General features: G+C 61.0%; 9 protein-coding genes. 4 read left to right on the top strand and 5 right to left on the bottom strand.

The window, feature by feature from the left end; genetic code table 11:
• Nucleotides 1-58: 58 nt before the first annotated feature.
• Genes ACW9JE_RS24335 through ACW9JE_RS24325 form a run of 3 tightly spaced genes read right to left on the bottom strand, consistent with a single transcriptional unit; the run spans nucleotide 59 to nucleotide 2,075 of the window.
• On the bottom strand, nucleotides 59-379 hold the full coding sequence (locus ACW9JE_RS24335; RefSeq protein WP_224540060.1) for a multidrug transporter: 321 nt from the start codon (nucleotides 377-379) through the stop codon (nucleotides 59-61).
• Nucleotides 380-432: 53 nt separating this feature from the next.
• Nucleotides 433-1,245, bottom strand: coding sequence for a bifunctional DNA-formamidopyrimidine glycosylase/DNA-(apurinic or apyrimidinic site) lyase (gene mutM, locus ACW9JE_RS24330; protein WP_224540058.1), 813 nt, complete (start codon nucleotides 1,243-1,245; stop codon nucleotides 433-435).
• A gap of 14 nt (nucleotides 1,246-1,259) precedes the next feature.
• Complete coding sequence (locus ACW9JE_RS24325; protein ID WP_224540062.1) at nucleotides 1,260-2,075, bottom strand: HDOD domain-containing protein; 816 nt, start codon at nucleotides 2,073-2,075, stop codon at nucleotides 1,260-1,262.
• 208 nt (nucleotides 2,076-2,283) lie between these two features.
• On the opposite strand from ACW9JE_RS24325, the gene ACW9JE_RS24320 reads away from it, so the two are divergent.
• Both ACW9JE_RS24320 and ACW9JE_RS24315 read left to right on the top strand, forming a co-directional pair.
• On the top strand, nucleotides 2,284-3,480 hold the full coding sequence (locus tag ACW9JE_RS24320; protein WP_457434180.1) for a class I SAM-dependent rRNA methyltransferase: 1,197 nt from the start codon (nucleotides 2,284-2,286) through the stop codon (nucleotides 3,478-3,480).
• Nucleotides 3,481-3,867: 387 nt separating this feature from the next.
• Nucleotides 3,868-5,016, top strand: a complete 1,149-nt coding sequence (locus tag ACW9JE_RS24315) for a multidrug effflux MFS transporter (protein ID WP_457434179.1) — start codon at nucleotides 3,868-3,870, stop codon at nucleotides 5,014-5,016.
• Nucleotides 5,017-5,223: 207 nt separating this feature from the next.
• On the opposite strand, the gene ACW9JE_RS24310 is transcribed toward ACW9JE_RS24315, so the two are convergent.
• Nucleotides 5,224-5,682, bottom strand: coding sequence for an REP-associated tyrosine transposase (locus tag ACW9JE_RS24310; RefSeq protein ID WP_457434178.1), 459 nt, complete (start codon nucleotides 5,680-5,682; stop codon nucleotides 5,224-5,226).
• A gap of 438 nt (nucleotides 5,683-6,120) precedes the next feature.
• On the opposite strand from ACW9JE_RS24310, the gene ilvD reads away from it, so the two are divergent.
• On the top strand, nucleotides 6,121-7,962 hold the full coding sequence (ilvD, locus tag ACW9JE_RS24305; protein ID WP_457434177.1) for a dihydroxy-acid dehydratase: 1,842 nt from the start codon (nucleotides 6,121-6,123) through the stop codon (nucleotides 7,960-7,962).
• A gap of 281 nt (nucleotides 7,963-8,243) precedes the next feature.
• Here the strand turns inward: ilvD and ACW9JE_RS24300 are convergent, their stop codons facing one another.
• Nucleotides 8,244-9,299, bottom strand: a complete 1,056-nt coding sequence (locus tag ACW9JE_RS24300) for a haloacid dehalogenase-like hydrolase (RefSeq protein ID WP_457434176.1) — start codon at nucleotides 9,297-9,299, stop codon at nucleotides 8,244-8,246.
• 239 nt (nucleotides 9,300-9,538) lie between these two features.
• Between ACW9JE_RS24300 and ACW9JE_RS24295 the strand changes: the two genes are divergently transcribed.
• On the top strand, nucleotides 9,539-10,930 hold the full coding sequence (locus tag ACW9JE_RS24295) for an L-cystine transporter (RefSeq protein ID WP_224540041.1): 1,392 nt from the start codon (nucleotides 9,539-9,541) through the stop codon (nucleotides 10,928-10,930).
• Nucleotides 10,931-10,988 lie beyond the last annotated feature (58 nt).

Below are 10,988 nucleotides of genomic sequence, written 5' to 3'. Positions count from 1 at the left end.
TACGGGTTCGGTGTAACCTTTGTAGGAGCGAGGCTTGCCCGCGAAGCTTTTGGGCGGCCTACTCCGTCTGCTCGAACCCCTCCCCGATACACCCCAGACACCGCACGAACGCCGCTTTCGCCGGGTCCACCACCAGCGCCTGCCCCGCATCGCCCACGCCACCGCCCATCGCGGTAAACGGCAACGACACCACGAACACGCCCGCGCCAAGCACCGTCGCCACCACCAGCAACGGTCGGGCGATCAGCAGGTCGCCGATCATGGCGTACGCCGGTGGGTTGTGGATGGTGTAGAGCGGATCGCCGCTGCCACTGCTGGCGACGGCGCTGGTACCAACGCTCAACAACAGAGCGGCGGCGAGGGATTTATACAGCTTCATGGCACGGTCCTTCGGCTAGACAGTCAGAACACTGACTATAGACCGTCGGCCTTTCAGGTCTGGCAGCGCGGGCAAAACACGCTGGCGCGCTGCCCGAGTTTCACTTCCCGCAACGTGGTTCCGCAGACCTTGCACGGCTCGTCGTTACGGCCATACACGAACAATTCCTGCTGGAAATATCCGGGCTGCCCGTCGCCGCCGATAAAGTCGCGCAACGTGGTGCCGCCGCGCTCGATGGCGGCGGCCAGGATACGTTTGATCTCGATCGCCAGCTTCAGATAGCGCGCCCGGGAAATGCCCTTGGCTTCGCGACGGGGGTCGATCCCGGCGGCGAACAGCGCTTCGGTCGCGTAGATGTTGCCGACGCCCACCACCACCGCGTTGTCCATAATGAACGGCTTGACCGCCATCGAACGCCCGCGGGACAGCTGGAACAGGCGCTCGCCGTCGAACAGGTCGGTCAGCGGCTCCGGCCCCAGGCGAATGAGCAATTCATGGTTGAGCGGATCGAGGCTCCAGAGCATCGCGCCAAAGCGCCGTGGGTCGGTGTAGCGCAGGGCCAGGCCGGACTCCAGTTCGATGTCCACATGCTCGTGCTTGGCCGCAGGCATACCGACCTCCACCAGCCGCAAATTGCCCGACATGCCCAAATGGCTGATCAGGGTGCCGACTTCAGCGTTGATCAGCAGGTATTTGGCGCGGCGCTCCACCAGCACGATGCGCTGGCCGGACAGGCGCACATCGAGGTCTTCGGGGATCGGCCAGCGCAGGCGGCGGTCACGCACGATCACCCGGCTGACGCGCTGGCCCTCCAGGTGCGGGGCAATGCCGCGACGGGTAGTTTCGACTTCTGGCAATTCAGGCATGGTGCTTCTCTAAATCAGCGGTGAGCGCCCAGTTCGCGGATCGTTTGCTTGAGGTTTTCGAAATCGTAGTCGGACAGGCCGACGTAATCGAGTACCAGCGGCCCGATGGTTTCCCACTCATGGTCCTCGGTCTGGTTGCCCAGCACCCGGTAGGACGCGCAGATGTGCTCGGCCATCTTCAGGATGCCCAGCAGGTTCTTCAGCGAACTGTTACGCGAGGACTCGTCGCTGAAGATCGCCAGGGCATTGTGGTGATTGGCGATGGCGGCCGTGACGTGGTCCGGCAGGCGCCAGGATTTCGCGGTGTAGTAACCGACCACGGCGTGGTTGGTGTTGTAGGCCTGGTTTTCGGTGTCCACTACCCGGCATTCGGGGCCAGCGTTGGCGTAAGCCTGTTCGAGCACCGTCATGTAATCGGGGAACCGCTGGAGCATCAATGGCACGCCGCAGTCGTGGAAAAGCCCCAAGGCATAGGCTTCGTCACCGGCCTGTGCGCCAATGCGCTTGGCCAGGGTCAGGCAGGTCATCGCCACGTCCTGGGCGGTGTCCCAGAAACGGTTCAAGGTGACGATGGTTTCGTCGTTCATCTCGCCCTTGATCGACTGCGCGTTGATCAGGTTGATGATCGAGCGGCTGCCCAACAGGTTCACCGCGCGCTTGATCGAGGCGATCTTGTTGGTCAGGCCGTAATACGGCGAGTTGACGATTTTCAGCAGCGAGCCGGAAAGGCCCGGATCCTGGGAAATCAGCTTCGCGATCACATCCAGATCCGGATCGGGCATGTACTGCTCCATCTGCAGATCCACCATGATCTGCGGTTGGGCAGGCACGCTGATGCCTTGCAAGGATTGATGGATCTGTTCGGGAGTCAACTCTTGGGACATAAGTGCACACTCTTGGCCAGCCGCAGATTCTAGCCGCTAAAACTTGGATCCGACATAGCAAATCTCGGGTCGGCCTCCCTTCACCACATGTCCAGTGCCGAACCCGCCTGCCGTGCAACGCGGTATACTCCCGCTTTTTTTTCGGAGCGACGTCATGTCCCTGCCTAGCCTGCGCCTCAAAGCCAACGCCGACCGTCGTCTGCGCAACGGTCATTTGTGGGTCTACAGCAACGAAATCGATGTAGCCGCTACTCCTTTGCACGGTTTCAAGGCCGGTGATCAGGCGATCCTCGAAGCCGCCGGCGGCAAGCCGCTGGGCATCGTCGCCATGAGCCCGAACAACCTGATTTGCGCCCGCGTGCTGTCGCGTGACATCAAGCTGCCGCTGGACAAGTCGCTGCTGGTGCATCGCCTCAACGTGGCTCTTTCCCTGCGTGAGCGCCTGTTCGACAAGCCGTTCTATCGTCTGGTCTACGGCGATTCCGACCTGCTGCCGGGCCTGGTGGTCGACCGTTTCGGCGACATTCTGGTGGTGCAGATCGCTTCGGCGACCATGGAAGCTCACAAAGATGACGTGATCGCGGCGCTGACCCAAGTGCTCAAGCCAAGCGGCATCCTGTTCAAGAATGACTCGGCTGCCCGTGACGCCGAAGGCCTTGAGCGCTATGTCGATACGGTGTTCGGTGTGGTTCCGGAATGGGTCGCACTGGAAGAGAACGGCGTGAAGTTTGAAGCCCCGGTCATCCAGGGCCAGAAAACCGGCTGGTTCTACGACCACCGCATGAACCGCGCCCGCCTGGCGCCGTATGCCAAAGGCAAACGCGTACTGGACCTGTACAGCTACATCGGCGGCTGGGGCGTGCAGGCTGCGGCTTTCGGCGCCAGTGAAGTGTTCTGCGTCGACGCCTCGGGCTTCGCCCTCGACGGCGTGGAGCGCAACGCCGCGCTGAACGGCTTCGCCGACAAGATGACCTGCATCGAAGGCGACGTCTTCGAAGCCCTGAAGGAACTGAAGGCCAGCGAAGAACGCTTCGACGTGATCGTCGCCGACCCGCCTGCCTTCATCAAACGCAAGAAAGACATGAAAAACGGCGAAGGCGCCTACCGCCGCCTGAACGAGCAAGCCATGCGCCTGCTCACCAAGGACGGCATCCTCGTCAGCGCATCCTGCTCGATGCACCTGCCGGAAGACGACCTGCAAAACATCCTCCTGACCAGCGCCCGCCACCTGGACCGCAACATCCAGATGCTCGAACGCGGCGGCCAAGGCCCGGACCACCCGGTGCACCCGGCGATTGTCGAGACTCGGTACATCAAGAGCATTACTTGCCGGTTGTTGCCTAACAGCTAAGCCCGCCCCTGCCCCCTGTGGGAGCGAGCCTGCTCGCGATGGTCGGCAACGATAATGCTGGGTATCTGATGCCCCGCGGCGCTCTGGAGTCCATCGCGAGCAAGCTCGCTCCTACAGAGTGGCGCACATGTCTGGGCTGGTGCAGAACCTTGTGGGAGCGAGGCTTGCCCGCGATGGTCGTCAACGATGACGCTGGGTGTCTGATGCCCCGCGGTGTTCTGGAGTCCATCGCGAGCGTGCTCGCTCCTACAGGAGATTCGGAAGGGTCCTACGCCCTTCTGAATTGACTTATGCGGTCATCAATTCGATCTTCAGCCACCTCTCACGGATTGAGCAGACAGGCTGATGACTCGACACAAAACCTCCGCCATCGCGCTGTTGATGGTCATGACACTGCTGGGTGTCTTCCCTCTCGACGTATTGCTGCCATCCTTTCCTGCCCTGGCTGAACATTTGCGGACCACGCCTGCGGATATCGCGCTGTCCGTCAGCCTGTTCGCCATCGGCATCTCGCTTTCCCAACTGTTGATAGGGCCGCTGTCGGACAGGTTCGGCCGCAAACGTCTGCTGCTGGGAGGCATGGCGGTTTCGATCGTGGGGGCGATGGGTTGTCTGCTGACCAGCGATTTCACCGTGTTCCTGATATTCCGCGTGATCCAGGCCATCGGTTGCGGTTGTTTCGTACTGTCGCAGGCGCTGATTCAGGACTTGTTCGAGGACAAGGAACGGGATCGGCTACGGATTCTGCTGACGACCCTCAGCGGGATTTTCATTACCGTTTCACCGCTGCTGGGCAGCGTGTTGCAGCAACTCATGGATTGGCCGGGCAGCTTTATCCTGTTTATCGGGTTGGCCGCTGCCGTGTTTCTGACGACGTGGTTCATGTTCGACAACCAGCGCCCTGCGGCGGTAGAGCACCAGAACATCTTCCGCGCCTATCGCCGGGTGTATGGCAACCCGAGATTCGTCGGTTACTGGCTGATCGCGGCCATTACCTTCTCTTGCCATTTCTCTTTCATCGTCGTCTCGCCGCTGATTTTCATGGGTCAGTTGCGCCTGTCGACCTATGAATATTCCATGACCCTCCTGCTTTACGGTGTTGCCTACATCTTCGGCGGGATCGCCGCTCGGTCGCTCGCCAACCGGATATCAGCCAGGACCCAAATCATCGTCGGCCTGCGCCTGATCTTTCTCTCCGGACCGGTGATGCTTTTACTCTCTGGTTTGTACGGGCTTTCGAACCTGACGGTGCTGATTCCGATGATAATCTGCACCGCCGGCATCACCATCGCCCGTCCCATTGCCACGTCCAGGGCCATGGATGTGTTCACGGATAACGCCGGCACCTCGGCATCCGCCGGGAACACGCTGGTTTTCATCTGCGGCGGAGTGATCAGCGCCCTGATCAACCTGAGTGGCGCAGATCTGCAAACAACGCTAGCGCTGGCCTTCCTGCTGCTGAGCGCCGCAGGCCTCGCCCTCAATCACCGGCTCTCCTGTAGGAGCGAGCTTGCTCGCGATGGTCGTCAACGATGACGCTGGGTGTCTGATACCCCGCGGTGTTCTGGAGTCCATCGCGAGCGTGCTCGCTCCTACAGTGAGGCGCACATGTCTGGGCTGGTGCGGGACCCTGTAGGAGCGAGCATGCTCGCGATGGTCGCCAACGATGACGCTGGCGGCCTGATGCCCCGCGGTGTTCTGGAGTCCATCGCGAGCGTGCTCGCTCCTACAGGGACGGGGGTGTCAAATCCACATGGCGTCCCATAGTGGGTAGTGGCCGATGTGGTCGACGAGACCTGCACGCAGTGGATTGGCGATGATGTATCGGGCGGCGAGTTTCAGATCGTCCTCCCAGCGCAATGCCCTGTCGAAATACCCCTTCTGCCACACCCTCTCGGGATGACCTCGCTTCAGATTGATTGCGCGGGCACTTCGGGCTTTCGTGGTTTGCATCAGTTTCGGCAAGTCGCCGCTGTGCAATTCGACCAGCCAGTGAAAGTGATCCGGCATGACCACCCAGGCGATGGAGGTGGCGTTGCCGACTTCCTGGGCTCTTTTGAATTCGTTCACCACGACACGACCAACGCGCCAATCCTGAAAGATTGGCTGCCGTTCATGGGTCACTGCGGTCAACAGATAGATGCGCCCGGATTCCGAGTGTCGGCCTGTGCGTAAACGATGAGCGTGCGGCTTGCTGGACATTCCGTTGTCCCCTTCTGTGATAGGAAGAGAAAACGGTAGACCCAACGGCTGACGACGGTGTGATGACACAGAATCAGAATGTGTCTGCCCCGATCCTGTAGGAGCGAGCACGCTCGCGATGCACGACAGGGCGCCGCGGGGTGTCAGGTTGCCAGCGTTATCGTTGACGATCATCGCGAGCTTGCTCGCTCCTACAGGGAGCTTGTGCGTCCGCACGTCTCAGGAATGCGCCCAACCATTCCCTCCAGCCGCCAGCCGTGTAGAATCGCGACATTCATCGCCAGTCATCCCCGGCGGGTTTATGAGCTCAAGCTGAAGCGCGCGGCGATCCCGCAAAGTTATCGGCAGCCTTTGGACACACGGCCATTACCGAGTACTCCAGACGTCAATAGAAGCTCACTTCCCTTTTGATACCTGATTAGCCGCCCGGAGTGCTTCATGCCTGATTACCGCTCGAAAACATCCACCCACGGCCGCAACATGGCCGGTGCCCGCGCTTTGTGGCGCGCCACGGGGATGAAAGATGACGACTTCAAAAAGCCGATCATCGCCATTGCCAACTCCTTCACCCAGTTCGTACCGGGCCACGTCCACCTCAAGGACCTGGGCCAGCTGGTCGCCCGCGAGATCGAACGCGCTGGCGGTGTCGCCAAGGAATTCAACACCATCGCCGTGGACGACGGCATCGCCATGGGCCACGACGGCATGCTGTATTCGCTGCCGAGCCGCGAGATCATTGCCGACTCCGTCGAGTACATGGTCAACGCCCACTGCGCCGACGCCATCGTCTGCATCTCCAACTGCGACAAGATCACCCCTGGCATGCTGATGGCCGCCCTGCGCCTGAACATCCCGGTGATCTTCGTGTCCGGCGGTCCGATGGAAGCCGGCAAGACCAAACTGGCCAGCCACGGTCTCGACCTGGTCGACGCCATGGTGATCGCCGCCGACTCCAGCGCTTCTGACGAGAAGGTTGCAGAGTACGAGCGCAGCGCCTGCCCGACTTGCGGTTCGTGCTCCGGCATGTTCACCGCCAACTCGATGAACTGCCTGACCGAAGCCCTGGGCCTGGCCCTGCCGGGCAACGGTTCGACCCTGGCCACCCACAGCGACCGCGAGCAGCTGTTCCTGCAGGCCGGCCGTACCATCGTCGAGCTGTGCAAGCGCTACTACGGCGAGAACGATGAGTCGGTGTTGCCGCGCAACATCGCCAACTTCCAGGCCTTCGAAAACGCCATGATGCTCGACATCGCCATGGGCGGTTCGACCAACACCATCCTGCACCTGCTGGCCGCTGCCCAGGAAGCCGAGATCGCTTTCGACCTGCGTGACATCGATCGCCTGTCGCGCAAGGTGCCGCAACTGTGCAAGGTCGCGCCGAACATCCAGAAGTACCACATGGAAGACGTGCACCGCGCCGGCGGGATCTTCAGCATCCTCGGCTCGCTGGCCCGTGGCGGCCTGCTGCACACCCAGCTGCCGACCGTGCACAGCCGCAGCATGGAAGAAGCCATCGCCAAGTGGGACATCACCCAGACCAACGACGAAGCGGTTCACCACTTCTTCAAGGCAGGTCCTGCCGGCATCCCGACGCAGACCGCGTTCAGCCAGTCGACCCGTTGGGACACCCTGGACGACGACCGTGAAAACGGCTGCATCCGCAGTTTCGAACACGCCTATTCGAAAGAAGGCGGCCTGGCCGTGCTGTACGGCAACATCGCCCTGGACGGCTGCGTGGTAAAAACCGCCGGCGTCGATGAGTCGATCCACGTATTCGAAGGCAACGCTAAGATCTTCGAAAGCCAGGACAGCGCTGTACGCGGCATCCTCGCCGACGAAGTGAAGGAAGGCGATATCGTCATCATTCGCTACGAAGGTCCGAAAGGCGGCCCGGGCATGCAGGAAATGCTCTACCCGACCTCGTACCTGAAGTCCAAAGGCCTGGGCAAAGCCTGCGCCCTGCTCACCGACGGCCGTTTCTCCGGCGGTACTTCGGGCCTGTCCATCGGCCACGCTTCGCCTGAAGCCGCTGCCGGTGGCGCGATCGGTCTGGTGAAGGACGGCGACAAGGTGCTGATCGACATTCCGAACCGTTCGATCAACCTGTTGGTCAGCGACGAAGAACTGGCCGCGCGCCGGGTCAAGCAGGACAAGAAGGGTTGGAAACCGGTTGAAGTGCGTCCACGTAAAGTGACCACTGCGCTGAAAGCCTATGCCCTGCTGGCGACCAGTGCCGACAAGGGTGCCGTGCGTGACAAGGCGATGCTTGACGGGCTGTAAGCGTCAAGCGCGTTCATGAAAATGCCCCGCCATGTGCGGGGCATTTTTTGTGTTGAATGTGCGAATGGTGTTGTGTCATTCGGGTTTGATGCTGGATGACATGGCCTCTTCGCGGGCAAGCCCGCTCCCACAGCAATGCAGATGTTCATGCATGCCAGGCACTCTGTAGGAGCGAGCACGCTCGCGATGGTCGTCAACGATAACGCTGGCTGCCTGACACCCCGCGGTGGCTGATCCTCCATCGCGAGCATGCTCGCTCCTACAGGGGTCAGCGGGTGGTCTTACTGAATCTCTTCAGGCTTGACGATCACCCAGTTCTTGTCCGCCGTCACGGTCAGTCCTTCCTTGGCCTGGGCGGCGGCGTTCTTGGCCATCATGCCGTTGATCTGGGTCATGTATTTGTCCTTGCGGTTGACCCACAGGTGGATGCCGCCCTTGGCCACGTCGACGCTGTGGAACAGCATGTAGCCGTCGCTGCTCGGGGTGTCGCCGCCGACCAGGACCGGTTTTTTCCATTCATCGATGTAGGTCAGGATCGCCGCCTGCTTGCCAGCCATCCAGGTCGCCGGGGTCCACAGGTAAGGGGTCAGTTCCAGGCCGAGGTTGGCCTTCTCGTCATACTTGCCGGCGGTGATCTGCTTGCGCGCGGTGGTCAGTTCGCCGGTTTTCGGGTCCTTGAGCAGCAGGGACACGCCGATCACGTTCTGCGGTTTGACGTTGTAGCCGTACTTCGGATCGGACGCGACCATGCGCACCAGTTCTTCGGAAGCGGCGGTCATCACGTAGACCTCGATGCCGTTCTCCATCAGCTTGTTGTACAGCTCTTGCTGGCCGGTGAAGATTTTCGGCGGGTTGACGTCGAGCTTCTTGACCACGTCGCCTTCGTAATAGGTCGCCGGCACCGGCTTACCCGAAGCCATCATCTCGTCGACGTAGCCCTTGAGTTCCTTGAGGGTGAAGCCGGAGAACACCTGGGCGACCCATGGGTAGCAGACCATGTCGTCGAGTTCACAGAGGCGGTAGTAATAACTGAACAGGCTTTCCTTGTGGTCGGCGGTGTCCTTGAACGGAATGAGTTTCAGGGAGGGATCGAGTTTGTCGCGGGTGATCAGGCCCTTGTTTTCCATGAACGGCAGCAACGACTCTTCGAGGTCGTAGCGGTAACTGGTGTTGTCCATGTCGAACACCGCGTAGTTACCCTTGTTGGCGTTGGCCGCGATCATCGCGTCCAGCGCCTTGGCCTGATCGGCGGGCCAGTGTTTCAGGTCCGTGGCGAAGGCTTGGCTGGCAAGGCCGAGGCACAGTGCAGCAGCGAGCAGTTTCGGTGCGAACTTCATCTGCAGATCTCCCTGATTCAAAGAGATCAACGCTAGCAAATCAGTGTGACAGTCCTCGTCTGTCAGCGACCGCTATCGCGCCTATCGCGCCAGATGCATCCCAAAAGCGACAGTCGCTTATTCCAAAAACGACAGTTTCAATACGTTTTCGGTATTAATTCATTAGATTTCAAGCTGTTAGGCTTGCCGGTTCGCAGCTGCCCCGGAAGGCAGTTGGCACATGTCTAATGGGAGTTCCAATGAATCTGCCGCTGATTCTCAATCTGTTGGTGTTCCTCGCCCTGCTCCTGGGCCTGGCACAAACCCGCCACACCAGTTGGAGCCTGGCCAAGAAAGTCCTGCTCGCACTGGCGCTGGGCGTGGCATTCGGCGTGGCGCTGCACACGATTTACGGGACCGGTAATCCGGTACTGAAAGCTTCGATCGGCTGGTTCGATCTGGTGGGCAACGGTTACGTGCAGTTGCTGCAAATGATCGTCATCCCGCTGGTGTTCGCCTCGATCCTCAGCGCCGTGGCCCGTCTGCACAACGCGTCATCGCTGGGTAAAATCAGTTTCCTGGCCATCGGCACCCTGCTGTTCACCACCGCCATCGCGGCGCTGATCGGCATCGGCCTGACCAACCTGTTCGGCCTCACCGCCGAAGGCCTGGTGGCCGGCACCCAGGAAATGGCCCGCCTGCAAACCATCCAGACCGACTATGCCGGCAAGGTCGCCGACCTGAATGTGCCGCAGTTGCTGCTGTCGTTCATTCCGCAAAACCCGTTCGCCGATCTGGCGCGGGCCAAGCCGACGTCGATCATCAGCGTGGTGATCTTCGCCGCCTTCCTCGGCGTCGCCGCCTTGCAACTGCTGAAGGATGACGCGGAAAAAGGTCAGAAAGTGATCAACGCCATCGACACCCTGCAAGCCTGGGTGATGCGTCTGGTGCGCCTGGTGATGAAGCTGACCCCGTACGGCGTGTTGGCGCTGATGACCAAGGTGGTGGCGGGCTCGAACCTGCAGGACATCATCAAGCTCGGCAGTTTTGTGGTGGTGTCCTACATCGGCCTGGGCCTGATGTTCGTGGTCCACGGCCTGCTGGTGTCCGCCGCCGGGATCAACCCGCTGCGCTTCTTCCGAAAGATCTGGCCGGTGCTGACCTTCGCCTTCACCAGCCGTTCGAGCGCCGCGACCATTCCGTTGAGCATCGAAGCGCAGACCAGCCGCCTGGGCATTCCACAGGCCATCGCCAGTTTCGCCGCCTCGTTCGGTGCGACCATCGGCCAGAACGGTTGCGCCGGTCTGTATCCGGCAATGCTCGCGGTGATGGTGGCGCCCACTGTCGGCATCAACCCGCTGGACCCGCTGTGGATCGCGACGCTGGTGGCGATTGTGACCTTGAGTTCGGCCGGGGTGGCCGGTGTGGGTGGCGGTGCGACCTTCGCCGCGCTGATCGTGTTGCCGGCGATGGGCTTGCCGGTGTCACTGGTGGCGTTGCTGATTTCGGTTGAGCCGCTGATCGATATGGGGCGTACGGCGTTGAACGTCAGTGGTTCGATTACGGCGGGGGCGGTGGCTAGTCAGGTGATGCAGCAGACGGATAAAGCGCTGTTAGAGGCGGATGAGCATTCGGCCCTGGCTCATGCCTGAGCCTTTCAGCGACTGAGCGGGCCTCTTCGCGGGCAAGCCTCGCTCCTACAGGTAACGA

It is taken from the genome of Pseudomonas sp. SDO55104_S430 (assembly GCF_054070595.1).
The sequence above is the reverse complement of the archived record's forward strand: the minus strand, read 5'-3'. Positions and strand labels throughout refer to the sequence as shown.

Coding starts and splice junctions, on each gene's coding strand:
- ACW9JE_RS24310 (WP_457434178.1), bottom strand. CDS start 5,682: ATGTCCAGCAAGCCGCACGCTCATCGTTTACGCACAGGCCGACACTCG.
- ACW9JE_RS24335 (WP_224540060.1), bottom strand. CDS start 379: ATGAAGCTGTATAAATCCCTCGCCGCCGCTCTGTTGTTGAGCGTTGGT.
- ACW9JE_RS24320 (WP_457434180.1), top strand. CDS start 2,284: ATGTCCCTGCCTAGCCTGCGCCTCAAAGCCAACGCCGACCGTCGTCTG.
- ACW9JE_RS24315 (WP_457434179.1), top strand. CDS start 3,868: ATGACACTGCTGGGTGTCTTCCCTCTCGACGTATTGCTGCCATCCTTT.
- ACW9JE_RS24295 (WP_224540041.1), top strand. CDS start 9,539: ATGAATCTGCCGCTGATTCTCAATCTGTTGGTGTTCCTCGCCCTGCTC.
- mutM (WP_224540058.1), bottom strand. CDS start 1,245: ATGCCTGAATTGCCAGAAGTCGAAACTACCCGTCGCGGCATTGCCCCG.
- ACW9JE_RS24300 (WP_457434176.1), bottom strand. CDS start 9,299: ATGAAGTTCGCACCGAAACTGCTCGCTGCTGCACTGTGCCTCGGCCTT.
- ilvD (WP_457434177.1), top strand. CDS start 6,121: ATGCCTGATTACCGCTCGAAAACATCCACCCACGGCCGCAACATGGCC.